General features: G+C 63.3%; 27 protein-coding genes and 1 tRNA gene. 9 read left to right on the top strand and 19 right to left on the bottom strand.

What is annotated here, in order from left to right:
* Positions 1-605 precede the first annotated feature (605 nt).
* From XH88_RS01575 to XH88_RS01545, 7 genes are all read right to left on the bottom strand, one after another.
* On the bottom strand, positions 606-983 hold the full coding sequence (locus tag XH88_RS01575) for a TadE/TadG family type IV pilus assembly protein (RefSeq protein ID WP_271613660.1): 378 nt from the start codon (positions 981-983) through the stop codon (positions 606-608).
* On the bottom strand, positions 980-1483 hold the full coding sequence (locus XH88_RS01570; protein WP_271613659.1) for a TadE/TadG family type IV pilus assembly protein: 504 nt from the start codon (positions 1481-1483) through the stop codon (positions 980-982). The genes XH88_RS01575 and XH88_RS01570 overlap by 4 nt, the downstream gene beginning before the upstream one ends.
* An 11-nt stretch (positions 1484-1494) precedes the next feature.
* The gene (locus XH88_RS01565) at positions 1495-2817 is read right to left on the bottom strand and encodes a pilus assembly protein TadG-related protein (RefSeq protein WP_271613658.1); all 1323 of its coding nucleotides are present in this window, start codon (positions 2815-2817) and stop codon (positions 1495-1497) included.
* Between the two features lie 518 nt (positions 2818-3335).
* Entirely contained in the window at positions 3336-3683 is a 348-nt protein-coding gene (locus XH88_RS01560; protein ID WP_271613657.1) for a hypothetical protein, read from the bottom strand.
* Positions 3684-3817: 134 nt separating this feature from the next.
* The gene (locus tag XH88_RS01555; protein ID WP_271613656.1) at positions 3818-4762 is read right to left on the bottom strand and encodes an AEC family transporter; all 945 of its coding nucleotides are present in this window, start codon (positions 4760-4762) and stop codon (positions 3818-3820) included.
* 5 nt (positions 4763-4767) lie between these two features.
* Entirely contained in the window at positions 4768-5691 is a 924-nt protein-coding gene (locus tag XH88_RS01550; protein WP_271613655.1) for an HpcH/HpaI aldolase/citrate lyase family protein, read from the bottom strand.
* Between the two features lie 2 nt (positions 5692-5693).
* Positions 5694-6860: a CaiB/BaiF CoA transferase family protein gene (locus XH88_RS01545; RefSeq protein WP_271613654.1), complete on the bottom strand. Its 1167-nt coding sequence runs from the start codon at positions 6858-6860 to the stop codon at positions 5694-5696.
* Positions 6861-7284: 424 nt separating this feature from the next.
* Here XH88_RS01545 and XH88_RS01540 point away from each other — a divergent pair, with 424 nt between their 5' ends.
* Positions 7285-7626, top strand: coding sequence for a hypothetical protein (locus tag XH88_RS01540; RefSeq protein ID WP_271613653.1), 342 nt, complete (start codon positions 7285-7287; stop codon positions 7624-7626).
* Positions 7627-8029: 403 nt separating this feature from the next.
* Complete coding sequence (locus XH88_RS01535) at positions 8030-8707, top strand: ParA family protein (RefSeq protein WP_025032179.1); 678 nt, start codon at positions 8030-8032, stop codon at positions 8705-8707.
* A gap of 71 nt (positions 8708-8778) precedes the next feature.
* Here the strand turns inward: XH88_RS01535 and XH88_RS01530 are convergent, their stop codons facing one another.
* The 5 genes from XH88_RS01530 to trxB all read right to left on the bottom strand — a co-directional run bounded on the left by XH88_RS01530 (position 8779) and on the right by trxB (position 12631).
* Positions 8779-8949 carry a hypothetical protein gene (locus XH88_RS01530; RefSeq protein ID WP_271613652.1) on the bottom strand — a complete coding sequence of 57 codons (171 nt, stop codon included), beginning with the start codon at positions 8947-8949 and terminating at the stop codon, positions 8779-8781.
* Positions 8950-9068: 119 nt separating this feature from the next.
* The gene (locus XH88_RS01525; RefSeq protein WP_271613651.1) at positions 9069-9218 is read right to left on the bottom strand and encodes a hypothetical protein; all 150 of its coding nucleotides are present in this window, start codon (positions 9216-9218) and stop codon (positions 9069-9071) included.
* A 164-nt stretch (positions 9219-9382) separates the two neighbouring features.
* Entirely contained in the window at positions 9383-10291 is a 909-nt protein-coding gene (locus XH88_RS01520; RefSeq protein ID WP_271613650.1) for a 4-hydroxy-tetrahydrodipicolinate synthase family protein, read from the bottom strand.
* 445 nt (positions 10292-10736) lie between these two features.
* Entirely contained in the window at positions 10737-11660 is a 924-nt protein-coding gene (locus tag XH88_RS01515; protein ID WP_164938875.1) for a LysR family transcriptional regulator, read from the bottom strand.
* Between the two features lie 5 nt (positions 11661-11665).
* Positions 11666-12631, bottom strand: a complete 966-nt coding sequence (gene trxB, locus XH88_RS01510) for a thioredoxin-disulfide reductase (protein WP_271613649.1) — start codon at positions 12629-12631, stop codon at positions 11666-11668.
* 266 nt (positions 12632-12897) lie between these two features.
* On the opposite strand from trxB, the gene XH88_RS01505 reads away from it, so the two are divergent.
* Complete coding sequence (locus tag XH88_RS01505) at positions 12898-13377, top strand: Lrp/AsnC family transcriptional regulator (protein WP_122401062.1); 480 nt, start codon at positions 12898-12900, stop codon at positions 13375-13377.
* A 132-nt stretch (positions 13378-13509) separates the two neighbouring features.
* Here XH88_RS01505 and greA read toward each other — a convergent pair whose 3' ends face one another.
* From greA to XH88_RS01490, 3 genes are all read right to left on the bottom strand, one after another.
* Complete coding sequence (gene greA, locus XH88_RS01500; RefSeq protein WP_018318257.1) at positions 13510-13983, bottom strand: transcription elongation factor GreA; 474 nt, start codon at positions 13981-13983, stop codon at positions 13510-13512.
* Between the two features lie 215 nt (positions 13984-14198).
* Positions 14199-17663 carry a carbamoyl-phosphate synthase large subunit gene (gene carB / locus XH88_RS01495; protein ID WP_271613648.1) on the bottom strand — a complete coding sequence of 1155 codons (3465 nt, stop codon included), beginning with the start codon at positions 17661-17663 and terminating at the stop codon, positions 14199-14201.
* 142 nt (positions 17664-17805) lie between these two features.
* Positions 17806-18975 carry an MFS transporter gene (locus tag XH88_RS01490; protein WP_271613647.1) on the bottom strand — a complete coding sequence of 390 codons (1170 nt, stop codon included), beginning with the start codon at positions 18973-18975 and terminating at the stop codon, positions 17806-17808.
* A 111-nt stretch (positions 18976-19086) separates the two neighbouring features.
* Here XH88_RS01490 and XH88_RS01485 point away from each other — a divergent pair, with 111 nt between their 5' ends.
* Positions 19087-19458, top strand: a complete 372-nt coding sequence (locus tag XH88_RS01485; protein WP_271613646.1) for an ArsR/SmtB family transcription factor — start codon at positions 19087-19089, stop codon at positions 19456-19458.
* A 110-nt stretch (positions 19459-19568) separates the two neighbouring features.
* Here XH88_RS01485 and XH88_RS01480 read toward each other — a convergent pair.
* Positions 19569-19644 (bottom strand) — tRNA-Ala (locus tag XH88_RS01480).
* A gap of 54 nt (positions 19645-19698) precedes the next feature.
* Entirely contained in the window at positions 19699-20400 is a 702-nt protein-coding gene (locus XH88_RS01475) for a class I SAM-dependent methyltransferase (RefSeq protein WP_271613645.1), read from the bottom strand.
* Positions 20401-20505: 105 nt separating this feature from the next.
* Here XH88_RS01475 and XH88_RS01470 point away from each other — a divergent pair, with 105 nt between their 5' ends.
* A complete protein-coding gene (locus tag XH88_RS01470; protein WP_271613644.1) occupies positions 20506-21030 on the top strand; it encodes a Dps family protein in 525 nt (174 codons plus the stop codon).
* Positions 21031-21078: 48 nt separating this feature from the next.
* Here the strand turns inward: XH88_RS01470 and XH88_RS01465 are convergent, their stop codons facing one another.
* A complete protein-coding gene (locus XH88_RS01465) occupies positions 21079-21603 on the bottom strand; it encodes a cupin domain-containing protein (RefSeq protein ID WP_271613643.1) in 525 nt (174 codons plus the stop codon).
* Positions 21604-21746: 143 nt separating this feature from the next.
* Between XH88_RS01465 and XH88_RS01460 the strand changes: the two genes are divergently transcribed.
* Entirely contained in the window at positions 21747-21962 is a 216-nt protein-coding gene (locus XH88_RS01460) for a hypothetical protein (RefSeq protein WP_271613642.1), read from the top strand.
* 43 nt (positions 21963-22005) lie between these two features.
* On the opposite strand, the gene carA is transcribed toward XH88_RS01460, so the two are convergent.
* Positions 22006-23196 (bottom strand): glutamine-hydrolyzing carbamoyl-phosphate synthase small subunit, encoded by a 1191-nt coding sequence (gene carA / locus XH88_RS01455; protein WP_271613641.1) that lies wholly within the window; start codon positions 23194-23196, stop codon positions 22006-22008.
* A 230-nt stretch (positions 23197-23426) separates the two neighbouring features.
* On the opposite strand from carA, the gene XH88_RS01450 reads away from it, so the two are divergent.
* The 3 genes from XH88_RS01450 (at position 23427) to XH88_RS01440 (ending at position 26116) form a co-directional block, all read left to right on the top strand.
* On the top strand, positions 23427-23882 hold the full coding sequence (locus tag XH88_RS01450) for a GatB/YqeY domain-containing protein (RefSeq protein WP_271613640.1): 456 nt from the start codon (positions 23427-23429) through the stop codon (positions 23880-23882).
* Positions 23883-24028: 146 nt separating this feature from the next.
* Positions 24029-25639, top strand: a complete 1611-nt coding sequence (locus XH88_RS01445) for an acyl-CoA synthetase (RefSeq protein ID WP_271613698.1) — start codon at positions 24029-24031, stop codon at positions 25637-25639.
* Positions 25640-25648: 9 nt separating this feature from the next.
* Positions 25649-26116, top strand: a complete 468-nt coding sequence (locus XH88_RS01440; protein ID WP_271613639.1) for a MarR family winged helix-turn-helix transcriptional regulator — start codon at positions 25649-25651, stop codon at positions 26114-26116.
* Positions 26117-26170: the final 54 nt, after the last annotated feature.

Below are 26170 nucleotides of genomic sequence, written 5' to 3'. Positions count from 1 at the left end.
ATGCCATTGCCCGCCGCCCGTGTCCGGCGGATAGACGCTCTCGCCATCGTCCGGATCGATGATTGTAGGCCACTGCCACGGCTTGAGCTGCAGCTGATCGTGCAACTCGTTGTGCAGTTGCTGCTAGAGTTCGCCATCGCAGCCCTGCATCTGCTTGAACAGTTTGACCGCGCGCGGCGTGATCTGCCAGCGCGGCGGACGGTTGATCGGCGTACGGTTGGTAACCATGGTCCACCCGTGAGGAAGGCACGGACGCAGTGTCGGCTTTCTGGAGTTTAGCAGAATTGTTATGCTCAATCAGGGTATTGCTGCTTGTGACCCGCTGCGGACTTGTGTGGAGCCCTTAGGCGCGCGATCGGCGGCTCGCCGAGCACTCGATCACCATTCTGGGCCGCCCAATGTTGCTTTGGCCGCTCGTTGTTTGGGACCGAGGTCGAGTATTTCTCGGTAAGTACAGCGCGGGCAGCAGAGAGTGTCGAGGCAGTAGCGGCGGCTCCAATGAGCCAGAGGTCCAGAAGAGCGAGCGGTCACGCGCGGCAGCGCGGGACAAGACACGAAACATTCCGCAATGCCGTTCTGCCCAATGACGGCTGCAGGCGGTGAACTCAACTCGGAAAGCACGCCTGTGCCGTCAGAGTCATTGGCGAGAGATTGAGCACTTGCGGAAATTGAAATGCATAACTTGCGCTGACTTGATTGCCGCAGGCGGGGGTCGAATAGGTGAATGTTTGAGCCGGCAGAGTAAGGCCGAACGCCTGTTGAGCGGCATAACTCGTAACGGCGTTTCCGCTCGGGCAAAGCGTCGGGTTGACGGTAGCACAGCGCGCCGCCATTTCGGTCCCATGTTGAAGACCAAGCTGAGTCCAAAACAATAATCCGAACTCGATGATCCCAAATAGAAACAGAAAAAAGACGGGAGCAGTCAGAGCAAATTCCAGCGCAGATGTCGCTCGATTGTCTGCCCATATCGCTGCGATTCTCACTGTAGCCTCGTCGTGGATTGTGCACTGTAGGTGTAGGTAGCCGCGACAATCTGGTAGTTGATCAGCGTATAGTACGTCGCTTGTGCCGAAACGGTCGCATATGTTCCGGCCTGCGCGCCGCTTGCGCAGATTGTGCCGGCGCTCACGATGCTCACCCCCGCGCTTGTCGGGCAGCCGTAAAATTGAACCGGCCCAGGTGAGGCCGTGATGGCTGTAGAATTCGTTGCGCTCGTCACCGCGCTGGAAATGCCATTCGCATCGAAGCCGTGAATGATTGCGTATTGCGCGCCTGCTTGCGCCGCGTCCTCAACCTGCATCTTGCGATAGACCGCAAGCCCAATGTCAGTCACCGAAACGACCATGAGAGACAGTAATGGGACCATGATCCCGAATTCGATGGCCGCGACGCCACGGCAATCACGCGCAGCAGCGCTGATAGCTCCGGCTAGTACATCGAGCCGTCCGCTGCGACTCTTGAGAAATAGGGTTTCAATTAGCATCGTAGCTGACCTCATTCGATGAGCTGCGCCGTTTGCGAGCCTATCGTCGCGGTGCCGAGCGCAGAGCAATTGACCTGAAGATTCGATGTGCCACTGAACGTCATCGTGTCCGCAATGATCTTGGTGCAGGAAGTGCTCGCACCGTTGCCGCCACTGAAGCTGAGATTGGCCTTTGGCAGGTAGATCGCGCCGCCGAAATTTTGGGTGCCGCCGCCGGTCAGGTTGAAAGCGGTACCGACAGGCATGTTACGGTCGCCATACATGACGATGCCTCGCGTGGAGCCGCTAGTTGGTGCCGTCAGATCGATGATGGCGTTGCTGCCAATTGAGGCGGTACCCCAGTTGCTGCCCGATCCAGTAAAGACCAGGGTGACACCAGTGCCGGTGATCGTGGCATTGCCCGCAACGCTCAGGTTGGCGCCATCCAGGTAGTAGATCCCGGGACTGAGGTTCAGCGTTGCACCAGCATTGACCGTGATGCTGCCGCTATAGCACCCCGGACTGAGAGAGTTTGTCTTTCCATTGGCATTGACAGTAATTTTGGCGTTCGTGCAGCTCGGCTCCGGTGGAGGAGAGACGTTTGCATAGGGATCAACGATCGGCTGGACGTGGGTTTTGACGCCGTTCGTCGCGGTGATGTTGCTCGTACCGGAGACGTCGCCGACCACTCCGACCTGGTTGGCGGAGACCGATGCACTGCCGGCAACATTGAGCGATGGGCTGGCACTGGAATCGCTATATAGGTTGCACTTGATCAGGTTGAGCTGATTGCCTCCGCTCACATTGACGCCGGGGCTCGCACTTTTATTGAGTGCAAGCACGCAGCCCGTCCCGGAATTAGGCAGAGCGACGGCTCGCGCGGTGATCAGCACGGGATCTGAGCCAAACAATGCGGATAGCAGCCGCTGTTGCGGCTGACTCACGACTACCTCGATGGCTTGAGGGTTGGACGTATAGTTGCCGGTTGCCGGCGGGTTATTCACTGTAATCGTGACATTGTTTACTGTGTTCGCGTAGCCATAGTTTGCCGTCACGGCATTGGCTTCGGACAATAGATCGCCGCCGGCACTAACGGCTGTCGCAGCGCTTACGGCGCCCGAGTCAGCCGCGCTCTGCATGTCCTTATGTTTATAATACCACCATCCTACCTCGGTTCCCAATCCCGCCGTGCCGACCAAGACAGGCATTAGCAGAGCGGAAATAATCACATAGCTGCCCGACTGATTTCGAGCAAACTGTTGAAACAGCTCACTGCCGTAGTAGTTCGGGCGAGCGCCTTCTGACCGCCGCAGTGGAGCATCGAAGAAGCCGCAGCAAATACTCCAGAGGTCCATGTAACGCTCCCGGGTACTCCCACTTTTTCCCGAAGTGAGCTTCACGCCGGTCGATTTAAGGGTGGCTCAACGGTCACGATAAAACTTTAGCGAACCCCGCAAATAGGTGAGCATTCGAGCCAGTGCGCGCACATCACTAAATACTTTCGCTCCCCGCTCGCTTCTGCCCGCTCGCCTTGGCAAGAGTGCGAGAACTCCCGAGCCATGTCTGGACTTCTAGAGACGCATGCCCCTTTTCTTAAGCTGGGCCTTATGTCGCCTCTAAACTAGCGCATCTCGGCAGAAGGCTGCATTTACTGACCGCACAGAAGCTTCAAGTTCCGAAAGCGGAACGCTTCTTGCACCCGGGAAGATGTGGCAACAGATGACGTTATGGAGAACAAGCGAATCTTCCCACGCCGTCGCGTTTTTAAGGCTGGGCACATTGTGGTCGGTTCTTCGTCCATTACGGCCATTACGGTGACAGTGCTGGAAACTCGATTCTGTCGACCGCGCACAAACGCCGGCTAAGCGCAGTTTCATGCGTCTTCGCCGTGCTCCCCAACAATCCGCACCAACTCCACCTCCAGCCTCAACCCCGGCGCCTGTCTCGCAAACCCCGTGCACGCCGTCGACGACCCATCGACCGACCGCCCCGACACGACCACGTCGATCTCATCCAATCCGAACACGCCCGGTGGCCCCGGCGCCACGCGTCGAGCGGAAAGGCTGGCTTTGAAGTGCTCGCCCTGCTGCGTCCAGGTTCCCGCATAGGCAAACGTATCGTCGCCGCCGCCGAGTTTCCCATCGGGGGCGAACTCGACCACGCCGGCGCCGTCGCCGACCGGCGTCTTGAACCAAACGGAGTATTTGCCCGGGGTGATCACTGAGGCCCACCCTTATCGACCAGCATCCGGGCCAAGTTGAGCCAGATCAAAATGGCGATCACGTGACGGGCGCGTGGTCTGCGGCTTATGCAACCTCAGGCCAAACGCGCATCCAGTGCCCGGCGTCTTCCGATCTACCTCACCCCTGCCACCACCATCACCACCACCGGCAACGTCACCGCCGCCAGCAGCGTGCCCAGCGCCACCGCGCCCGACACCGGGTTCACCAGCCGCTGATATTGTGCGGCAAAGATGTAGGCGTTGGCGCCGGTCGGCATCGCCGCGAACAGCACGATGACGCCGCTCGCGACCGGCGGCAGGGCCAGCAGCTTCGCCAGCACGAACGCAGTGGCCGGCATGGCGAGCAGCTTGAGCGCGCACATCACGGCGACGCTTCCCGTCTCGCCCTTCACCTCGAAGCGGAACAGGTTGATGCCGAGTGCGATCAGCGCGGCCGGCGATCCCGCCTGCGCCAGCAACTCGATGGTCTTGTCGACGATAGGAGTGAGGCCGAGGCCGGTGAAGCGCCAGATGACGCCAAAGCCGATCCCCAGCATCAGCGGATTGCGCACGAGATCTGCGAGCACCGGACGGATGACCGCAAGCGGCGAGCCCGTCCGCTTGCGGTTGACCAGCTCCATCTGCAAAATGCCGCAGAGCCACAGCAGCGGCGTGTTCACCGACAGGATCAGCGACATGGGCCCGGCGGCCTCGTTGCCGAGCGCCGAGAGCACGAGCGGAATGCCGAGCATCACGATGTTGCCGTAGACCGAGCCGATCGCGAACACGACGCCGTCCTCTCTGGTGTCGCGCCGTTCGCGCAACAGCGTCGAGATCGCCAGCGCAGCGATCCAGGTCAGCGCCAGCGCGCCGTAATAGGCGCCCCACATTCGCCAGGCGCTGACATCGGGGAATTCCGACACGACGATGGTGCGGAACAACAGCGCGGGGATCGCGATGCTGAAGGCGAATTCGGAGATGCCCTTGTGCGCGCCCTCGGAGACGAAGCGAAACAGCACCGACGCGTAGCCGGCCGCGATCAGCGCAAACACCGGTGCGACGATCAAGATCGTGGCCATGCGCGCTAGGACCCCAGCTCGATGATCCTGCGCGCCATGCGCACATTGGCATAGTCGATCATCTTGCCATCCAGCGTCACGGCGCCCTGTCCCTGCGCTTCGGCCTGCGCCATGGCCTCCAGAATCCGCCGCGCCTGGGCCAGTTCGGCGTCGGACGGCATGAACGCGCGCAAGGTCGGTTCGATCTGGTCGGGATGGATGACCTGCTTGCCGTCAAAACCCATCGCGGCAGCCTTCTGTGCGGTGCTTTCGGTCAATCTGGCATCGCGGAACGCGCCGCACGGACCATCGATGGCGCGCAGGCCGAACGCACGCGCCGCCACCAGCATGCGCATCATCGGATAGGCGAACAGATCGAGCGGGGCGGAGGCGTAGCCGGTTTGCGCCGTTCCGGTCTGGCGGTAGCCATCCGGTGAGATGCCGACATCGGAGCAGCGCGCCCCGATCGAGGCGGCGAAATCTCCGACGCCGAGATGCAGGGCGCGGATGCTGTCGTGCGATGCGGCCAGCGCGTCGACATTGACGAGCCCCAGGGCCGTCTCGATCAGCAATTCCAGCGCGACAGGTGCGGGGCGATCCGGGCCCGCGGCCCGCAACCGATCGGCGATCGCGCAGATATCGCTCGCACGCTCCGCCTTCGGCAGTATCACCGCATCAAGCCTCGCAAGCGGCGCGAGCGTACGGATTTCCCGATCGATGAAGGGGCTGTCGATCGCATTGAGCCTGACGGCAACGGTCCTGGTGCCCCAATCGAGCGCGGACAGCGACCGCACCGCTTGGTCCAGTGCGGCGGCCTTCTCGGACGGCGGCACGGCGTCCTCGAGATCCATGAAGACCGCGTCGGCCGCCGAGGCGGCGGCCTTCTCGACAAGACGGGCGCGATGCGCGGGGACGGCCAGGTAAGCCCGCGCCGGTCGACGAAGGACCATGGTCAGCGCTCCTGCGTCAGGCCGAGTTCGGCGAGGATCGGTTCATTGTGCTGCCCGACATCGGGAACGGGGTCCATCCGCGGGGTGAGGCCCGGAATGGTGAGGGCGGGCAGGAAGCTCATCACGGGGCCGCAAGGCGAGCCGACCGTCTGCACGCGGGATCGTGCGTGGAGCTGTTCGTGCGCGAGGAACGCCTCGACCGAATTCAAATGCGCGTTGGCGATCGACGCCGCATCGAGCAGCCGCAGCACCTCGTCGCCGGTCAGGGAAGCAAAGCGCCGCTCGATATGGGCCTGCAGCGCGTCGCGGTTCTGCATTCGCAGCGGGTTGGTGCGGAAGCGCAGGTCGTCGGCGAGGCCATCGTCGCCGAGAACGATCCGGCATAGCGCGCGCCATTCCCGGTCGTTCTGGATGCCGAAGAAGATCGTGCTGCCGTCGCCGACGCGGAACGGGCCATAGGGCGCGATGGTGGCGTGCCTTGCTCCGGTCCGCGGCAGCGGCCGTCCCGTGCTGCGCGTGTAGAAGGCGGGATAGCTCATCCAGTCGGTAATGGAGTCGAACAGCGAAGCCTGGAAGGCGGTGCCCTTGCCGGTCCGCTCGCGGCGATAAAGCGCCATCAGCACGCCGTTGAGGATGTACATGCCGGTGGCGATATCGACCACGGAAAGTCCGACCTTGGCGGGCTCGGCCTCGGTGCCGTTCACGGCAAGCACGCCGGCCTCGCACTGCACCAGCAGGTCGTAGGCCTTCTTGTCGCTGTAGGGGCCACCGCTGCCATAACCCGACACGTCGCAGGCGATGATGTCAGGGTATTTGCGGAGCAGCGCGGCGGCATCGAGGCCGAGCCGCTCTGCCGCGCCGGGCGCGAGGTTCTGGATGAAGACGTCGGCCCGCGGCAGCAAGGCGTCGAGCACCTTGCGGCCCGCCTCGCTCTTGATGTCGATGGCCAGACTTTCCTTCGACCGGTTGGTCCAGACGAACTGGCTCGACATGCCGTTCATGACATGGTCGTAGTCGCGGCAGAAATCGCCAGGGCCCGGCCGCTCGATCTTGATGACCCGCGCTCCCCAGTCCGCAAGGTGCCGGCTGGCGAGAGGCGCCGCAATCGCTTGCTCCAGCGAGACCACCGTCACTCCCGACAGCGGCAGCTCCGCCCCATTCCCCTCCATGCGATCGCCTCCACTCCCGCTGATTCTTCCTGACCCGGCGCAGCAGACGAGCCGACCACCCACGCGTCGTTGATGCTGACATGATGCTCCTGTTTTGCCCGACGAGTCAAACCGGATTTCGATAAATCCTAAGTTTTTCGATTGGCGAGCGATTGTCGAGACTTGGCTACTGTGCATGGGGTTGTTTTCGTATTTTTGGGGCCGCGAAGGAGGTGCGCCCCCTCTCCCGCTTGCTTGCGGGGGAGGGTCGGGGAGGGGTCTCGCCGCAATGGGACACTCCCGATGCAGACGCCATCCGCGTGTCCAGCGAGTCGCCGTCCCTGTTGCCGAGACCGCACAGCTGCCGACCTTTCGCCTCCGCCCTCGTTGCCAACGAACGCCCGTTCACCCACACTCCACCCGACTCGACATTTTGGGGGGATCGATGCCGGTATCTCGCGTCACGACATCCTTGGCCGCCGCAAGCCTCTCGCTCGCGCTCGCCGTTCTGGTCCTCCCGGGCGCGGCCTTTGCCTACACGCCCGAGGAGCAGCAGGCCTGCACGCCGGATGCGATGCGGCTGTGCGGAGAGTTCGTTCCCAACGTCGATGCCATCACCGCCTGCATGATCCAGAAGAAGGCGCAGCTGTCGCCGCAATGCGCGGTGTTCTTCCGCCGCGGACCGGAGTCGGGCGAGGCCCGTGCCGGTGCGCCGACCAACATCAAGCCGGTCGTCGCCAAGAAGACCAAGCCGAAGGCCAGGAAGAAAAAGACCGGCGACGGCTAGCCGCGTTCCCTTCGTGAAACCTCCGCGCGCCTCATCCGTCGAAATGACGGAGGGGGCACACCAGCCCAGGACAGCCCCAGGACAGCCACCGGACTCGTTTTGTTCGCGCCGCTCGCGCAACGCTTGCACCGGTTGCGCGGCGCTGCGATGGAAAAGGCTACCGAAAGGATTTGCGCGGCGAGGTTGTAGTCATTTTCCGCGTGACTGCTTCAAGGCGTGCGCAATGCCTGTACGGACAGTAATTCATGACGATTTGTGTCTGTCGTCGCGCGAGGCAGTGTGACTCAAATGCGCCACGTCTTGCTATTTCGTGGCCGCGAGGAACCTTCCGACAAATTTTTCTTTCCCGAATCAGCTTGGTGATTCATTTTCGTGGCCTGGGGTCAATCTGGAGGCCAGAGGTATGAACGTTATTGTTTTTGCATCGCGTAAAGGCGGCTCGGGCAAAAGTACCCTGGCTGCACATCTCGCCGCGCAGATCAAGGCGAGCAAGCAGGTGATGCTGGTGGACGCCGATCCGCAGGGCTCGCTCACGCTGTGGCACAAGCTGCGTGGCACCAACGAGCCGCCGATCAAGGCGGCCGTGAACTCGGTCAGCGGCATCGTCTCCGCGGCCAAGCGCGACGGTTACGAGTGGGTGCTGATCGACACGCCGCCGAATCTGTCGGCCGTCGTCGACGACGCGATCAAGAATGCCACCATGGTGGTGATCCCCGCCCGTCCCGGCGTGTTCGACGTCAACGCGGTGCAGGAAACCATTCAGATGTGCCGGGCGGCGCGCAAGCCCTACGCGGTCGTGCTCAACGGTGCGCCGGCCAAGCGCGACGAAGCCGAAAGCCCGATCGTGACCATCGCCCGCGAGGCGCTGGCCAAGTTTCGCGCTCCGGTGTGGGGCGGTCAGATCACCAATCGTTCGGATTTGTTGATGGCACTCAGCCACGGCGAAGGCGCGCGTGAATATCAGGCCGAGAGCCGTGCGGCCCAGGAAATTGCAAGACTGTGGGCGGCGATCGAGCGTTCAGTGAAAGCAATTCGCGGCACGGCGTCGGCTTCCGGCGCAATGCACAAGCAGGCGGCATAATTTCATTCAATCATTCCCCGGACGACAAACGCGCGGCGTCCCGCGCGTTTTGCGTTTTCGGGGACTGACAGTTACGCCACCATCAGCATGTAGAACACGATGACCGGCGACAGCGTCAGGATCACCGACCAGATGCCGACGGCCCAGATGATGTCTTCGGTGGAAAAGCCCTGCGGCTCGGCGTCGTCAAGGCTGTACTGCGTGGCGCCGTCATGCGACGCCATATCATTCTGATTGTTCATGATCGCCCCCGCGATTTCTTCGCTGATGCGGATGAACAATAGGCAGGATGTTTTAAGATTCCGGCTCGCAACGCCGCTCGCATTTTGAGCGCATTTGCGATCCCGGCTTAACTATCCCGTCAGCCGGCGAGCCAGACCCGAAACAGCAGCGCCGGCATCAGGCCGAGCATCACGGCCCAGAAGCCGAACGACGACACCAGCAGGATTCCCTGCCAAAGGTCGGCAGGCGCGAAGGTTTCCGCAGCGGTCGGGCGAGCGCGTTGTCCCATGGTCCTTCCCCCATTTGATGGACGTCGAGGCGAAACGATACGCGCCATTGCGTAAACGAGACGTGGATGCGCCATGCGGCGACAGCGAAGTCCGTTCGCGCCATGTTAACCAAGGCGACGCTCTCGCTGCCTCTCCCCGTCGCGGGGAGAGGCAGCGTCGAGCGTTACGCCGCGACCTTCATCCGCCGTTCGATCCAGCGATCGAGCGTGGCGGCGAGCTCGCTGCTCACCTCCACCATCGGAAGGCGCACCTCGGGGCTGTCGATCAGGCCGGTCCGCCACAGCCAGTACTTCGCCGGTGCCGGGCTCGGCTCGGTGAACAGCAGTCGGGTCAGGTCCGCGACCTCCTGCCAGCGCGCCTCCGCCGCAGCGGCATTGCCTCGCCTCAGCTCGGCATGGACGGCCGCGAAAGTCGCGGTCTCGAGATGGGCGGAGAGCAGGATGCCGCCATCGGCGCCGTCGCTGAGCGCCTCGAAGTAATTGGCGTCCTCGCCGGTGAGCACGGCAAAGCCCTTCGGCCGGTCGCGCAGCAGCGCGATCGATTGCTCGCGGCTGGCGCCGCAATCCTTCAAGCCGATGACGTTGGGATGGTCGGCGAGCCGCAGCATGGTTTGGTTGGTGATGACGACGGCGCATCGATAGGGAATGTTGTAAAGCGCGAGCGGCCAGGCGGCGTGATCGGCCAGCGCCTCGAAATGGGCGAGGACGCCCCGCTGCGCCGGTCGCACGTAATAGGGGCTCGCGATCAAATAGAAGTCGATCGGCCAGTCCGCGGTCTCGTCGAGCCGATCCTTCAGCCGTGAGGTGTCCGCACCCGATAGCCCGAGCCCGATCGGAACGTTGCGGCGGCCGGCTGCGATCTCGTCGCGGACGATGGCGACGAGGCGCTCGAGTTCGGCATCGCGCAGCGTCATGCCTTCGCCGGAGGTCGCCCCCAGGATGAAGCCGTCGATCGCTTGCGTGCAGTAGTGCCGCGTCAGCCGCCGCAGCGACGCCTCGTCGAGGTCGCCATCGCGAAACGGTGTCACCAGGGGCAGCCAGAGTCCGTGCAAATGGGTTCGCAAGTCAGTCATGTTCCTGTCTCCTTCTCAAGGATGAACCTGAGACGGAGGGCACATGAAAAAACCCCGTCCAGGTGGCGGGGTTTTCGGGATTGGCTCGCGATGACGAAGTCAGCTCAGCGCGCAAGAATCCGCGGTCCCCGGATGGGGGCCTTTTTTCGAGACGATGGCGCACGACTTCGTGATCATGTGGAAATGATGCGGGGTATACCCGAAACTGTCAATACACGCGGAGGGCGAAAGCGAATTTGGAGAGAAAAAAAGCCGGACCCGAGGGCCCGGCTTAGGTATTGGCCACGTGAGGCCGACACAATCACCTTCCAAGAGGGATTACTGAACTCCCGCGCCACTGGAGGAGGGGGACAAATGCGCAACGCGAAGGCTCAGCGTGCAAGCAGTATGAGCTTGACCCGCGCCATGCAGCAACAGCCGAGGCCGCATGTCAGACATGCGGAAATCAGGACGGCCAGCGCTGCGCCTTGCTCACCACGAAGTCGCGGAACACTTGCACGCGCGCGACCGTCTTCAGCTCCTCGGGATAGACAAAATACGTGTCGAGCTGGATCGAATCCGATTCACCGAACAGTTGCACGAGCTTGCTCTGCTCTTCGACGAGATAGTCCGGCAGCGCCGCGATGCCGAGGCCCTGCTGGCAGGCGCGCACGAGACCGAGGATGTTGTTGACCTTGAAATAGGCCTCGCGCGGGCCCGAGCCGTTGCGACCTGCTTCGACCAGCCAGTTGCGGTTCTGCAAATGCGGCGCGAAGTTGCCGTCGGAGAGCGAGATGATGCGATGGGCATCGAGCTCCTCCAGCGTGCGCGGCGTGCCGAAGCGCTTGATGTATTCCGGCGAGCAATAGGCGTGGAATCCCATCGCGAACAGCTTGCGCTGGATCAGATCCGGCTGCGTCGGCTTGCGGGTGCGGATCGCAACGTCGGCCTCGCGCATCGACAGATCCAGCTCCTCGTCGGTGACGATCAGCGAGATCCGGATCTCCGGATAGAGCGCAGTGAATTCGCCGAGGCGCGGGATCAGCCAGTTGATGCCGACGCCGGGCGTGGTGGTGATCTTGAGGTCGCCACTCGGTCGCTCGCGGCTGTCGGTCAGCTTGGCGCGCGCCGCCTGCAGCTGCATGAACACGTCATGCGCCGTGCGGAACAAGAGGTCGCCCTGTTCGGTGAGGATCAGGCCGCGGGCGTGGCGGTGGAACAGCGAGACCGAAAGCTCCTGCTCCAGCGCCGAAACCTGGCGCGACACCGCCGATTGCGACAGGCCGAGCTGCTCTCCCGCATGCGTGAAGCTGCCCGCTTCCGCCGCCGCGTGAAACACCTTCAGCTTGTCCCAGTCCATGTCCGTAAATCCGTCGCGTGTTCGAGGCATGATCGTTATTCCGCTGCCGCGCGCTCGCTGGCGCGCAGGGCCAAGAAACGTTCGGCCTCGAGGGCGGCCATGCAGCCGAGGCCTGCGGCCGTCACGGCCTGGCGGTAGGTTTCGTCAGCAACGTCGCCGGCGGCGAACAACCCGGGTATGGAGGTTGCGGTCGAATTCGGGGCGACCTCGACATAGCCCGACGGTTTCAGCTTGATCTGGTCCTTCACGAGCTCGGTCGCCGGCGCATGGCCGATGGCGATGAAGACGCCGTCGGTCTTCAAATCCGTCAGCGCGCCGGTCTTGACGTTCTTCAGCCTGATATGGGTGACCTTGTTCGGGTTCTCGGTGCCGCAGATCTCGTCGACGGCGGAGTCCCAGACCACCTTGATCTTCGGGTGCTTGAACAGACGCTCCTGCAGGATGCGCTCGGCGCGGAAGTGGTCGCGGCGATGCACGATGGTGACCTGCGAGGCATGGTTGGTCAGGTAGAGGGCTTCCTCGACCGCGGTATTGCCGCCGCCGACCACCACGACCTCCTTGTTGCGGTAGAAGAAGCCGTCGCAGGTGGCACAGGCCGACACGCCGCCGCCCTGGAATTTCACTTCCGACGGCAACCCGAGCCAGCGCGCTTGCGCACCAGTCGCGAGGATCACGGTGTCCGCGAGGTAGACATCGCCCGAGTCGCAGGTGAGGCGGAACGGCCGCTGCGAGGTCTCCAGCTTGGTGACGAGGTCGGTGACGATCCTGGTGCCGACATGGACGGCCTGCTTCTCCATCTGTTCCATCAGCCAGGGGCCCTGGATCACGTCGGCGAAGCCGGGATAGTTCTCGACGTCGGTGGTGATGGTGAGCTGGCCGCCCGCTTGAATGCCCTGGATCAGGATCGGCTCGAGCATCGCGCGCGCGGCGTAGATCGCCGCGGTGTAGCCGGCGGGCCCGGAGCCAATAATGACGACCTTTGCATGAACAGGAGCGGACATTTCGATGGACGCCTTTCACGGGGGATTTGCAGCGCGGGCGCGGAACGTGCCGGGAGGCCTCGCGGAGGCGCTGAAATGTCAGAGCTAATCTAAGCCTTCTGGTGAGCCATGCAAGAATTGCATTCCCAATCAGCGGATTTTTCCAACAAGGAACAAAAGTCGGTCGAGCTGAACACGCAATAAAATTGCGCACGCGGGCTGGACTGGATATGAGGATTGCACCAGACCCACCCAATACCGCCGTCAAGGCCAGGAGTTCCAATCACGTGTCGCGGAACCTAGACGAGATCGACCTCAAAATTCTCGCCGAGATCCAGGCCGACGGCCGAATCACCAATGTCGAACTCGCCAAAAGGGTCGGGATTTCGCCGCCGCCCTGCCTGCGCCGGGTCCGGGCGCTGGAGGAGGAGGGCTATATCCACGGCTACCGTGGGCTGTTGGATGCGCGAAAGCTTGGCTTCGACGTCACGGTGTTCGCCGCAGTGCATCTCTCCAGCCAGGCTGAAGCCGATTTGCGCGCCTTCGAGGAGTTCGTCCGCGCCGAGCCTTTGGTGCGCGAATGCTGGATGCTGTCGGGCGAAGTCGATTTCATCCTGAAATGCGTCGCCCCCGACATGGCGACCTTCCAGGATTTTGTGACGCACCTGACCGCGGCTCCTCATGTGCGCAACGTGCGGACGTCATTGGTGCTGCACAATTCGAAATACGAGGCGGCGGTGCCGCTGGAGGTGAAGGGGCGGCGATAATCGCCAGTTCGTCGTCCTGGGGCACGCGGCGCAACGCGAGAGCGCGAGCACTCACATTCCTAGCGACGAAGAGACGCAGAAAGGCCGCGCAATGCGCGGCCTTTCCAGACGCAGGCGTGGCAACGGCAAACCCTATCGCCACTCTACCTTGGTAATCTCATACGCTTTGGCGCCGCCGGGGGCGTTGACCTCCACGGTCGAACCCTTCTTCTTGCCGATCAGCGCGCGCGCCAGCGGCGAGGTAATGGAGATGCGGCCCTTCTTGGCGTCGGCCTCGACTTCGCCGACGATCTGCCACACCGTCTTCTTCTCGGTGTCCTCGTCGACCAGCGTCACGGTGGCGCCGAACTTGATGGTGTCGCCGGACAGCTTGGAGATGTCGATAATGTCGGCGCGCGCCAGCTTGTCCTCGAGTTCGGCGATGCGGCCTTCATTGTGGGACTGCTCTTCCTTCGCGGCATGGTATTCCGCGTTTTCCGACAGGTCTCCGTGCGAGCGTGCCTCGGCGATATGCTCGATGATGCGCGGACGGTCCTCGGACTGGCGCTTCTTCAATTCTTCCCCGAGTGCGGCAAAGCCGCTCGCAGTCATCGGAACCTTTTCCATCTCTTCTCTCGTCCTTCGGCCGCGCGCCCCGACCGGGGCGCGGCGACCTTGATTCGTCAGGATATCCGGGGCTGAAAACGCCGCCGCCGGCGTTATGTGGGTCTGGCGCCGGAACAGAACAACCGCATGGCCGGACAGTTCCTCCGGCCATTGTGGCTTCATTGCCAATCACTTAGCGCAAGGCGTCACCCTCGGGGCTGGCCTCCCGCGCGCGATCAGGTTTCCGAAAAGTAGCTCTGCAGGGTCCGAACCTCAAGGTCCCCGCCCAGATAGGCGCGGATACCCTGCGCGGCCGCCACGGCCCCGGAAAGAGTGGTGTAATACGGCACTTTATGCAAGAGGGCCGCGCGTCGCAGCGAGCGGCTGTCGGCAAGCGCCTGCGGGCCTTCGGTGGTGTTGAGAACGAGCTGGACGTCGCCATTGGTGATGGCGTCGACGATATGCGGCCGTCCCTCCAGCACCTTGTTGACCTTCTCCGCCGGGATGCCCTGATCGGTCAAGAAGCGCGCCGTACCCGAGGTCGCCAGCACCTTGAAGCCAAGCGAATGCAGCTGACGCACGGCTTCGGCAATTCGGACCTTGTCACTCTCGCGCACCGAGACGAACACTGTGCCCTTGCGCGGTACTCGCGTGCCGCCGCCGAGCTGGCTCTTTGCAAAAGCCACCGCGAAGGAGCGGTCGATGCCCATGACCTCGCCGGTCGAGCGCATCTCCGGTCCAAGCACCGTGTCGACGCCGGGGAAGCGGGCGAACGGGAAGACCGATTCCTTCACGCCGACATGTTTGAAGTCGCTCTTCTTCAACTTGAAGTCGGCGAGCTTCTCGCCGGCCATGATGCGCGCGGCGATCTTGGCGACCGGCGTGCCGATCACCTTGGCGACGAACGGGACCGTGCGCGAGGCGCGCGGATTGACTTCGAGCACGTAGATCTCGCCGTCCTTGATCGCGTATTGCACGTTCATCAGGCCGACGACGTCGAGGCCGAGCGCGAGCTCGCGGGTCTGTCGCTCCAGCTCCTCGATCATCGCAGGCTCAAGCGAGTACGGCGGCAACGAGCAGGCGGAGTCGCCGGAATGGATGCCGGCTTCCTCGATGTGCTCCATGATGCCGACGATGAAGGTGTCCTTGCCATCGCAGAGGCAGTCGACATCGATCTCGGTCGCGTCGGACAGGTAGCGGTCGAACAGCAGCGGGTTCTTGCCCAGCACAGTGTTGATCTGCCCGGTCTTGTCGTTGGGGTAACGCGCCTTGACGTCGGCCGGCACCAGCTCGGGCAGCGTGCCGAGCAGGTAGTCGTTGAGCTGGTTCTCCTCGCGGATGATCTGCATCGCGCGGCCGCCGAGCACGTAGGACGGGCGCACCACCAGCGGCAGGCCGAGATCGGCGGAGACGAGCCTCGCCTGTTCGACGGAATAGGCGATGCCGTTCTTCGGCTGCTTCAGGCGGAGCTTGTCGAGCACGCGCTTGAAGCGGTCGCGGTCTTCTGCAAGGTCGATGGCGTCGGGCGAGGTGCCGAGGATCGGCACTTCGGCGGCTTCCAGCGCCCGGGCAAGCTTGAGCGGCGTCTGGCCGCCGAACTGCACGATCACGCCGTGCAGCGTGCCGTTGCTGCGCTCCGTCGCGATGATCTCCAGCACGTCCTCGGAAGTGAGCGGCTCGAAATAGAGCCGGTCGGCAGTGTCGTAGTCGGTCGATACCGTTTCCGGATTGCAGTTGACCATGATGGATTCATAGCCGGCGTCATGCAGCGCGAAGCAGGCATGACAGCAGCAATAGTCGAACTCGATGCCCTGGCCGATCCGGTTCGGGCCGCCGCCGAGGATGATGACCTTCTTCTTGTCCGACGGCGTGCTCTCGTCGGCGGCAGTGTCGGCAAACGGCGATTCATAGGTCGAGTACATGTAGGCGGTGGGCGAGGCGAATTCCGCCGCGCAGGTGTCGATGCGCTTGTAGACCGGACGGACGCCGAGCGAGTGACGCCTGGCGGTGACTTGGGCCTCCGTCGTCTGGGCGAGCACTGCAAGGCGCGCGTCCGAGAAGCCCATGGTCTTGAGCGTGCGCATGCCGAAGGCATTGCCGGGCAGTCCGTGCTTCCTGACCTTCTCCTCCATCTCGACGATGCCGCGCATCTCGCCGAGGAACCACGGATCGATCTTGCAGGAGTTGAAGATGTCCTCGTTCGACCAGCCGAGCCGCATGGCTTGCGCGACCTGGAGGATGCGGTTCGGCGTCGGCGTGCCGAGCGCGGCGCGGATCGCGTTCTTGTCGTCGTCGCGGCCGAGACCTTCGATCTCGATCTCGTCGAGGCCGGTCAGCCCGGTCTCGAGCCCCCGCAGCGCCTTCTGCAGGCTCTCCTGGAAGGTGCGGCCGATCGCCATGACCTCGCCAACCGACTTCATCGAGGTCGTCAGCGTGGAGGAGGCGCCGGGGAATTTCTCGAAGGCGAAACGCGGGATCTTGGTCACCACGTAATCGATGGTCGGCTCGAACGAGGCCGGCGTCGCGCCGCCGGTGATGTCGTTGGCGATTTCATCGAGCGTGTAGCCGATCGCGAGCTTGGCGGCGACCTTGGCGATCGGGAAACCCGTCGCCTTCGAGGCAAGCGCCGACGAGCGCGACACGCGCGGGTTCATCTCGATCACGACCATGCGGCCGTCCTCGGGATTGACGCCGAACTGCACGTTGGAGCCGCCGGTCTCGACGCCGATCTCGCGCAGCACCGCCAGCGAGGCGTCGCGCATGATCTGGTATTCCTTGTCGGTCAGCGTCAGCGCCGGGGCGACCGTGATGGAATCACCGGTGTGCACGCCCATCGGGTCGAGGTTCTCGATCGAGCAGACGATGATGCAATTGTCTTTCTTGTCGCGCACCACCTCCATCTCGTACTCCTTCCAGCCGAGCACGGATTCTTCGATCAGCACTTCGTTGGTGGGAGACGCGTCAAGGCCGCGCTCGATGATGTCGAGGAACTCTTCCTTATTGTAGGCGATGCCGCCGCCGGTGCCGCCCATGGTGAAGGAGGGGCGGATGATCGCGGGCAGGCCGATCTCGGACAGCGCCATCATGGCCTGGCCGAAGGCGTATTCCTGGTAGCGCTTGCGGCGGTCGCTCTCGCCGAGCGCCCATTGCCGGTCGAGCTCTTCGAGCGCCGCGCCCGAGAGCTTCTCGCGTTCGGCGTGGTACTTGTCGCGGAAGGACTTCTTCAGTTCGGAGGCATTGGCGAGGCGTGACTTCGGCGTCTCCAGCCCGATCTTGGTCATGGCCTCGCGGAACAGCTGGCGATCCTCGGCCTTGTCGATCGCATCGGCGGTCGCGCCGATCATCTCGACGTCGAACTTCTCCAGCGTGCCCTGCCGGCGCAGCGACAGCGCGCAGTTCAGCGCGGTCTGTCCGCCCATGGTCGGCAGCAGCGCAAATCCGCCGGGAATGACGTGACGTTCCTTCTCGATGATCTTGGCGACGATCTCGGGCGTGATCGGCTCGATATAGGTCGCATCGGCCAATTCCGGGTCGGTCATGATCGTGGCCGGGTTGGAATTGACGAGGACGATGCGATAGCCCTCCTCCTTCAGCGTCTTGACCGCCTGCGTGCCCGAATAGTCGAATTCGCAGGCCTGGCCGATCACGATGGGACCGGCGCCGATGATAAGGATGGTCGAGATGTCGGTTCGTTTAGGCATCACCGCTCGCGGGCTGGAATCCGGGCACAAAAAAAGGGCGCGCTTGCCGCGCGTCCCCTTGTGCGAGAGCGCGGGGTCTTCCCTCGCGCGCGGGTGGGTCTTAGACCAGTTTTCGGGGCGGCGAAACCCCGAAAAACGCCCATCAACCGGCAATTTTGACGGGTTTCGGCCGTGTCTGCCAGCCGCGGGCGAGATGCACCAGAAGTGAGGCCGCGACGCTCGTTCCGCCGATCCAGCCGAGGTCGTTCGGGGAGAGCGTGGCCAGCACGGCCCCGCCCAGCGCGCCGCCGATGGCGAAGCCCAGATACATCGCGGAGGCATTGAGCGAGAGCGCGATCATCGAGGCCTGCGGCTCGATCCTGATGATGCTGGCGATCTGAGCCGGATAAAACGCCCACCCCGAGAGGCCCCAGAGGAAGATTGCGCCGAGCACCGCATAATGCGCCTGGTTCGGCATCAGCTTCAGGACCAGCGAATGCAGGATCAGGGCGCTCGCCATGCCGGCGAGCCCGAGGGCTGCGGTCGCGACTGTGCCGAGCCGGTCCGCCAGGATGCCGCCGAGCATGTTCCCGATCGCAGCCGCGCCGCCGAACACCAGCAGCGCAAGGCTGATCTGCGAGGCATCGAAGCCGAGACCCCGCAGCGGGACCGCGAAATAGGTGAACGCGGTGAAGCCGCCCAGTGCCCATAGAATCGTGATCACAAGCGCGATCAGGACATTGCGGTGGCGCGCCATGGCAAGCCTTTCGCTCAGCGAGGCCGTATTGCGCGGCAGGCCGCGGGGCAGGCCAAACAGGAGACCGGCGAGCGCGATAGCGCCGATCACGGCAACCATGGCGAAGGTCGCACGCCAGCCGAACAGGCTGCCGACCAGATTGCCCAGGGGAACGCCGATGACGGTCGCGACCGTGAGGCCCGAGGTGACCAGCGCCACCGCGCGGCCGCGCCGCTCCGGCGAGGCGACTGCCACGGAGACCGCGAGTGCCGTCGGCATGCAAAGGCCGGAGCCCAGCGCCATCAGCATCCGTGAGGCCAGCAGCAGGGCGTAGTTGGACGCGACCATCGCCGCGAGGTTTCCGGCAATGAAAGTCGACAGCGCCAGCGCCAGAACGGTGCGGCGGTCGATGTTGTTCAGCGTCACGGCCAGGATCGGCGAGCCCATTGCATAGGTGAGGGCATAAGCGGTGACCAACTGGCCGGCGGCCGAGATCGAAATCGAGAGGTCGTTGGCGATCGCCGGCAGCAGCCCGGCAATGACAAAGCCTTCCGTGCCGATCGCGAAGGCCCCCAGGGCCAGCCAAAATACGCTCATGGGACGAAATCCTTATGTTCAATGTTTATTGAACTATCGAAGATGGCCATAGGAGTCAATTAGTTCAAGAACTATTGAACATATTGGCGGTACCGCTATAATGTTCGGATCATGAGTCGTACGCCTCCTCACCCAACCCGCGAGCAGATCGAGCTGCCCCTGGTTCTGGATTGTCTGAGCGATCCGATCCGTCTCGCGATCGTCTATCAGCTCGCGCAGCAGGAACGCGTCAGCAGCGAGCTGTGCTGCGGTGACTTCAACGGGCTCGCCGGCAAGTCGAACCTCACCTATCACTTTGCGAAGCTGCGCGATTGCGGGCTGATGCAGACGCGCGTGGCGGGTACCAACCGCTTCATGCGGCTGCGCCGCGAGGATCTGGAGGCCCGCTTTCCGGGCTTGCTCGATGCGGTGCTGAAGTCAGCGGCTAAGGATACGGAGCGGCTGCAGCTGTTGCCGGCGTGCAACGTGCTCGAGGCGGATTGAGTGTGAGGCGCCTCTATGTCGCGTGCCCGTCTTCGCCCTTCGGGCTTCGCCGAGGCAGCCTTCGCCACGATGGGGCTTGCCTAGCCGAAGCTGGCGAAGCCAGCGGAGGCTGGAGGCCCGGCCTGGATTTGAACCAGGATGAAGAGCAATGCACTGCTCTCGCGTAGACGCTTCCGCCACCGGGCCGCAGCGATCATGTCCGATCGGGATGCGACAAGCCACCTCAGGCAGTCGTTATGCTTAACGAACCAGCGGCGGCCGCGCGATGAAGGTCATGCGCCAGCGATTGTGCCCGATATTGGTGTCGGCACGCTGGCTGGCGAAGCCTGCCGCCTTCAGCTTGGCCGTCATCTCGTCCTCGCTGTAGCGCTGGAGCCCGATGCGCGTGCGCAGATGGCGGTAGTCTGACAACGCGGTGCTGATCAATCCGATCAGTGCGTCCTTGAAGAAGCCGTTGCGCAGCCCGAAGGAGAGCAGTGCCGCCACGTCCCTGAACATGCCGACCTGCGGCTGGAGGATGTCGCCGAGCACCAGCTTGCCGGACGGCTTCAAGATCCGCCTGATATTGAGGAGCGCGGCATCCAGCTCTTCCGCCGACATATATTGCGCGACCGAGTTCATCACGACGAGGTCGATGGACTGGTCCTGCATCTTGCGGACGTCGTCGAGCGAGCGGACGCGGATCTTGGTATTGGGTGCAAACCGCGCGATCAGCCGGCCGCGCACGCCGGGCGCCGGCTCGGCCAGGATCAGCTGGCCACAGGCGGACGCCACCTGGCCGGCCGAGAGCGCTTCGCCGCAGGCATAGTCGAGCACTGTCGCATCGGGCGAGGTGATGTAGCCGATAATGTCCCGCGCGATGATCCGGAAGTGCAAGTCGCGATGCAGCTTGCTGACATAGATCGTATGCGTCGAGTCGTAATAATCGATCCAATCGTCCATGGTCATCCCGCCCAGCGGTTCCGATCGGGGAACGGCATTGCCCGCCTTGCGTTAGGGGTGCGACGGCCCGCCGTCAATGTCCGCGTCCTAACAGGAAGGTTTCCCGTGAGCAAAGCCCCAAGCAAGGTCTCGCCCGATCTCGACACCCCCACCGATCTGCAGCCCCAGGCGGTCAACAAGGTTTCCGAAGCGCTCAACGTGCTTCTGGCCGACTCGTTCGCGCTGTACCTCAAGACCAAGAATTTCCACTGGCACATCAGCGGTCGGCATTTCCGCGACTATCATCTGTTGCTGGACGAGCATTCCGAGCAGATTTTCGCCACCACCGACCAGCTTGCCGAACGCGTCCGAAAGATCGGCGGCACCACGCTGAAGTCGATCGGCCAGGTCGCAAAGCTCCAGACCATCAAGGACAACAACGAGGACTACGTTCCGCCGCGCGAGATGCTGCGTGAGCTGATGCAGGACAACAAGCATGTTGCCAGCGCGATGCGCAAGGCGCACGAAGTCTGCGACGAGGCCGGCGACGTCGCCAGCGCCAGCATCCTCGAAGTCTTTATCGACGAGACCGAGCGCCGCGCCTGGTTCCTGTTCGAAGCGACGCGGCAGGAAGGCGGCAACGAGGCGTAGTTGACCGGCGAGATCCATCCACGACGTCGTCCCGGCGAAGGCCGGGACTCACGGCCGCCACAACCGCATCAGTGCCCCGTGCGTGCCCGTCACCGGATCGGCCGGCGGCAACGCAACCTTCGGAATGGTCTTCAACGCCTTGGCGTGGTTCTCCGGCGTCGGGCGTGTGATCTCCATCTTCGCGCCCGGCGGATAAGCGCCGATCACACAGAAATCATCGCTCGCCTTGATGCACTGATGCCCGGTGCCGGCCGGCAGGACCGCGACATCGCCGGCCTTGATCTCCAGCTCCTGGCCGTGATCGCCGCCGAAGCGAACGCGGGCATGGCCGCGTGCGACGCCGAGCACCTCGTGCACGGTCGCGTGGTAGTGCAGATAGTCGTAGACGCCATTGCGCCACGTGCCGCCCCAATTGTTCGTCTCGAACAGGTTTTCGATGGTCTCTTCCGGCTGCTTCGGATCGAGGGTCAGCGCCCCCTGATAGACTAGGAAGGGGAGGATGCTGTTCGGCACGAGCCCGTCATCCTCGAAGACGATGGCGAGCGGTTCGGCATAGTTGCGGACAACGGACATGGGTGGACTCCGGCAGCAACAGACTTTGACAATCAAAACGGCGCGAGCGCCCTTGTTCCTGAGTCCAGACCCGGCTTGACGAAGATCAAGGCGCAGGCGGCCATCTAGAGGCAGGCAACTCAAGGGAAAAGGGATGGAACGCCATGTATGCTTCTGATGTTGCGCAGCGTCATTTTTCAGCGGCCATGGACGAGGCGGAGACCAGCGGCCTTGGGCACGAAGCCGTGTGCCGCGCCTTGCTCAACCTCGTGATCTCGAAATATCTCGAGACGAGGTCCGTCGCCGACATCCAGGCAGAACTGCGCTTCATCGCCGAGAACTGCGATCCCGACACGGACTTCATGTTCATGCGTCCGTAATGGCGCCATACCCGGCGGCCACGTCCGCCGGCGTCCTTGAGTCTTACGCGCTCTTCTTCTGTCGCATCAGATCGGCGAAGCGCTGGAACAGATAGTGCGAGTCGCGCGGGCCCGGCGATGCCTCGGGGTGGTACTGCACCGAGAACACCGGCTTGCCGTCGAGCTGGATGCCGCAATTGGAGCCGTCGAACAGCGAGACGTGGGTCTGCGTCGCGCCATCAGGCAACGTCGTCTCGTCCACCGCAAAGCCGTGGTTCATCGAGGTGATCTCGACCTTGCCGGTGGTCGCGTCCTTGACGGGATGATTGGCGCCGTGATGGCCCTGATGCATCTTCTTCGTCTTGGCGCCGACGGCGAGGCCGAGCATCTGGTGGCCGAGGCAGATGCCGAAGGTCGGCGTACCCGACTTGATCACGTCCTGGATCACAGGCACCGCGTATTTGCCAGTCGCGGCCGGATCGCCCGGACCGTTGGACAGGAAGACGCCATCCGGTTTCATCGCGAGGATGTCTTCGGACGGGGTCGTCGCCGGCACCACCGTCACCTTGCAGCCGACGCCGGCGAGCAGGCGCAGAATGTTGCGCTTGATGCCGTAGTCGATCGCAACGACGTTGAACTCAGGCCTGTCCTGGCGGCCAAAACCCTTGTCCCACAGCCAGGGCGTCTCGTCCCAGGTGAAGCGCTGGCCGGAGGTGACCATCGGCACGAGGTCCATACCCTCGAGGCCGGGCCATTCGCGCGCCTCTTCCTTCAGACCATGCAGGTCGAACTCGCCGTCTTTGGCGTGCGCGATCACGGCATTGGGCATGCCCTTGCTGCGGATCAGCGCGGTCAGCGCGCGTGTGTCGATGCCCGAGAGGCCGATGATGCCGCGCGCCTTGAGCCAGGCGTCGAGATGCCTGGTGGCGCGGTAGTTCGAGGGATCGGTGATCGCCGTGCGCAGGATCACGCCGCGCGCACCTGGCGTTGCGGCCATGTTCACCGTCTCGATGTCTTCCTCGTTGGTACCGACATTGCCGATATGCGGGAAGGTGAAGGTGATGAGCTGGCCGGCGTAGGAGGGATCGGTGAGGATCTCCTCATAGCCGGTCATCGCGGTGTTGAAGCAGACCTCGCCGACGGCCTGGCCTTCGGCGCCGAGACCGAAGCCTTCGAGCACCGTGCCATCGGCAAGCACGAGGAGCGCGGTCGGTTTGTGGTCCGGCCAGGCGGGATCGTTTTCATGTTGTGTCATGAGCCCGCTTCATAAGCCCCCGACGGGCGCCCGTCAAAGCGGGAAACGCCGGATTCACATGCGTTTTTGCATATTTGACAGGTCTCTTCAGGGATTTAGGGTGAGTCCTGAAATTTTGCGCCGTTTTGGCCGTCAGGCGGGAAACAATGAACCCACCCGTGACGGGTCCGCACTGGCCTCTTTCCAGCGAACGGCTTAGACCAAGACTACAGATTGAGAGGATGACGACCATGTTGCGCGACGACATCAACAATGCGGTCAAGGAGGCCATGAAGGCCAAGGACGAGCGCAAGCTGTCCACGCTGCGCATGGTCAACTCGACCATCAAGAACGCCGACATCGACGCGCGCGGCAACGGCAAGCCGCCGCTGTCGGATGCCGATCTGCTCGCCGTGCTGCAGAAGATGATCAAGCAGCGGCAGGAAGCGGTCGAGCTCTACGACAAGGGCGGCCGCGCCGAGCTTGCCGCGCAGGAGCGCGAGGAGATCGCGGTGATCTCGGCCTATCTGCCGAAGCAGATGTCGGAGGACGAGGTGAAGAAGGCGATCGCGGACGCGATCGGCGAGACCGGCGCTGCCGGCATGAAGGACATGGGCAAGGTGATCGCGGTGCTGCGCGCGAAATACGCGGGACAGATGGATTTCGGCAAGGCCTCTGGTCTCGTGAAAGCCGCGCTGTCGGGCTAGCCGTCGTTCCGGGGCGGCGCGTCAGCGCCGAGCTCTGATGCGGAGTTGCGCAAAGAGAATCCATCGCGCTGCTGAGTCCGTGCTTAATGGATTCCGGGCTCGCGCTCCGGAATGGCAAGAAGGAAGGGGAGGCGGTGCGCGGAGCCATGCTGACCGAAGCCAGGACCTACGACGAGCTCTACGCCAACTTCCGCTGGGATATCCCGGCGCGCTTCAACATCGCGGAGTCCTGCTGCGATCGGCACGCCGACGGCACCAACAGGCTCGCGCTGACCTATGTCGACGAGAACGGTGTCACGTCCCGCACCTCCTTCGACGAAGTTGCGGACGCATCGCGCCGCTTCGCCAATGTGCTGAAAGCGGATGGGCTTGCGCGCAGCGACCGCGTCGCGGTGTTCCTGTCGCAGTCGCTGGAACTGCCGGTCGCGCACATGGCGGCGTTTCGTTCCGGCATGATCTCGATTCCACTGTTTGCGCTGTTTGGCGAGGACGCGCTGGAATTTCGTCTGTCGAACTCGCAGGCCAAGGCTGTTGTCACCGACCAAGGCGGCTGGGAGAAGCTGGCCAGGATCCGGGACCGGCTGCCGGATCTGAAGAACGTCTACATCGTCGGCGAACGCCCGCCCGCGGGCACGACGTCGTTCTGGAATGCGATCAGAAGCGCATCGGCTGACTTCACCCGCGTCGACACCTCCGCCGATGATCCTGCGCTGATCATCTACACCTCCGGCACCACAGGCAATCCCAAGGGCGCGCTGCATGCGCACCGCGTGGTGCTCGGTCATCTCCCCAATGTCGAGATGTGCCACAATTTCCTGCCGCGGCCCGGAGATCTGATGTGGACGCCGGCGGACTGGGCCTGGATCGGCGGTCTTATCAACGGCCTGCTTGCGTTCTGGTATCACGGCATTCCGCTGGTCGGCCATCGCGCGCGAAAATTCGAGCCGCAGGCGGCGATGCAGATGATGGCCGACCTCGGTGTCCGCAACGTGTTCCTGCCGCCGACCGCGCTGAAGTTGATGCGACAGGCGGGCGTCAAACATCCCGGCGTCAAGCTGCGCAGCATTTTCACCGGCGGTGAATCGCTCGGCGGCGAGCTGCTCGGCTGGGTGCGCGAGACCTTCGGCATCGACGCCCATGAAGTGTTCGGCCAGACCGAGTGCAATCTCGTGATCGGCAGCAACTCCAATCTGTTTCCGATCCGGCCCGGTTCGATGGGCAAGGCGACGCCGGGCTTCGATGTCCGCATCATCAACGACAGAGGCGAGGAACAGCCGCGGGGGCAGCGCGGCATCATCGGCGTGCGCCAGCCATGCCCCGTCACCATGCTCGAATATTGGCGCAATCCCGAGGCGACGGCGAGGAAATACGCCGGCGAATTCCTGCTCACCGGCGATCTCGGCGTGCAGGACGAGGACGGCTATTTCTGGTACGTCAGCCGCGAGGACGACGTCATCACCACCGCGGGCTATCGCGTCGGCCCATCCGAGATCGAGCACACGCTGATGAAGCATCCATCGGTGGCGATGGCGGCCGTGGTCGGCATTCCCGATCCGATCCGTACCGAATCGATCAAGGCCTGGATCGTGTTGCGTCCGGGGTTTGCGGCGGGCGATGCGCTCGCGCGAGAAATCCAGGAGTTCGTGAAAGTGCAGCTCGCAGCGCACGAATATCCGCGCCTGGTCGAATTCGCCGAGACCCTGCCGATGACGGCGACGGGCAAGGTGCTCCGGCGCGAGCTGCGGGCGAGAGGTTAGCTTCCGACTATGCCGAAGACGTCCCAAGCCGCGGGGCTTCACCGCGCCTCCCTTGCGAAGCTCGATGATCTCGATGCGGCGCTGGAGCTCATGTATTACGGCTGGCGCGGCATGACACTGGAAGCCGATGAATATCTCGCAAGGCAGGGCCTGTCCCGCTCGCACCATCGCATCCTCTATGTGGTGGCGCGCCGGCCCGATATCGCCATCGGATCCCTGATCGAGGTCCTCGGCATTTCCAAGCAAGCCCTCAACCGGCCACTCGGCCTCCTGCTGGAGCGCAAGCTGCTGACGTCGCAACGTTCGCCGGAGCAGCATCGCTCCAAGCTGTTGCGCCTGACGGCTGCGGGGCAACGGATCGAGCAAACGGCGTCGGGGCACGAGCGCAAGGTCATGCGCGAGGCATTCGACCGCGTTGGGGCGCGAGGCGCGGCGGCCTGGATGGCGGTGATGGAAACAATCGCGGACAACCACTGATCATCTCTAAGGTCAATAATATTGACATGAATGGCGGGCCTTGTCATTTTGCTC

This window comes from Bradyrhizobium sp. CCBAU 51627, from assembly GCF_028128765.1.
GTDB lineage: Bacteria > Pseudomonadota > Alphaproteobacteria > Rhizobiales > Xanthobacteraceae > Bradyrhizobium.
This window is presented reverse-complemented; position numbering and strand designations above follow the sequence as displayed.

Excerpts from the sequence above, each read along its gene's own strand:
- XH88_RS01555 (WP_271613656.1), bottom strand. The coding sequence starts at position 4,762 with ATGGCCACGATCTTGATCGTCGCACCGGTGTTTGCGCTGATCGCGGCC.
- trxB (WP_271613649.1), bottom strand. The coding sequence starts at position 12,631 with ATGTCCGCTCCTGTTCATGCAAAGGTCGTCATTATTGGCTCCGGGCCC.
- XH88_RS01440 (WP_271613639.1), top strand. The coding sequence starts at position 25,649 with ATGCCGAAGACGTCCCAAGCCGCGGGGCTTCACCGCGCCTCCCTTGCG.
- greA (WP_018318257.1), bottom strand. The coding sequence starts at position 13,983 with ATGGAAAAGGTTCCGATGACTGCGAGCGGCTTTGCCGCACTCGGGGAA.
- XH88_RS01565 (WP_271613658.1), bottom strand. The coding sequence starts at position 2,817 with ATGGACCTCTGGAGTATTTGCTGCGGCTTCTTCGATGCTCCACTGCGG.
- XH88_RS01525 (WP_271613651.1), bottom strand. The coding sequence starts at position 9,218 with ATGGGACAACGCGCTCGCCCGACCGCTGCGGAAACCTTCGCGCCTGCC.
- XH88_RS01570 (WP_271613659.1), bottom strand. The coding sequence starts at position 1,483 with ATGCTAATTGAAACCCTATTTCTCAAGAGTCGCAGCGGACGGCTCGAT.
- XH88_RS01550 (WP_271613655.1), bottom strand. The coding sequence starts at position 5,691 with ATGGTCCTTCGTCGACCGGCGCGGGCTTACCTGGCCGTCCCCGCGCAT.
- XH88_RS01465 (WP_271613643.1), bottom strand. The coding sequence starts at position 21,603 with ATGTCCGTTGTCCGCAACTATGCCGAACCGCTCGCCATCGTCTTCGAG.
- XH88_RS01545 (WP_271613654.1), bottom strand. The coding sequence starts at position 6,860 with ATGGAGGGGAATGGGGCGGAGCTGCCGCTGTCGGGAGTGACGGTGGTC.
- carB (WP_271613648.1), bottom strand. The coding sequence starts at position 17,663 with ATGCCTAAACGAACCGACATCTCGACCATCCTTATCATCGGCGCCGGT.
- XH88_RS01460 (WP_271613642.1), top strand. The coding sequence starts at position 21,747 with ATGTATGCTTCTGATGTTGCGCAGCGTCATTTTTCAGCGGCCATGGAC.
- carA (WP_271613641.1), bottom strand. The coding sequence starts at position 23,196 with ATGACACAACATGAAAACGATCCCGCCTGGCCGGACCACAAACCGACC.
- XH88_RS01535 (WP_025032179.1), top strand. The coding sequence starts at position 8,030 with ATGAACGTTATTGTTTTTGCATCGCGTAAAGGCGGCTCGGGCAAAAGT.
- XH88_RS01490 (WP_271613647.1), bottom strand. The coding sequence starts at position 18,975 with ATGAGCGTATTTTGGCTGGCCCTGGGGGCCTTCGCGATCGGCACGGAA.
- XH88_RS01530 (WP_271613652.1), bottom strand. The coding sequence starts at position 8,949 with ATGAACAATCAGAATGATATGGCGTCGCATGACGGCGCCACGCAGTAC.
- XH88_RS01540 (WP_271613653.1), top strand. The coding sequence starts at position 7,285 with ATGCCGGTATCTCGCGTCACGACATCCTTGGCCGCCGCAAGCCTCTCG.
- XH88_RS01450 (WP_271613640.1), top strand. The coding sequence starts at position 23,427 with ATGTTGCGCGACGACATCAACAATGCGGTCAAGGAGGCCATGAAGGCC.
- XH88_RS01515 (WP_164938875.1), bottom strand. The coding sequence starts at position 11,660 with ATGCCTCGAACACGCGACGGATTTACGGACATGGACTGGGACAAGCTG.
- XH88_RS01445 (WP_271613698.1), top strand. The coding sequence starts at position 24,029 with ATGCTGACCGAAGCCAGGACCTACGACGAGCTCTACGCCAACTTCCGC.
- XH88_RS01520 (WP_271613650.1), bottom strand. The coding sequence starts at position 10,291 with ATGACTGACTTGCGAACCCATTTGCACGGACTCTGGCTGCCCCTGGTG.
- XH88_RS01475 (WP_271613645.1), bottom strand. The coding sequence starts at position 20,400 with ATGGACGATTGGATCGATTATTACGACTCGACGCATACGATCTATGTC.
- XH88_RS01485 (WP_271613646.1), top strand. The coding sequence starts at position 19,087 with ATGAGTCGTACGCCTCCTCACCCAACCCGCGAGCAGATCGAGCTGCCC.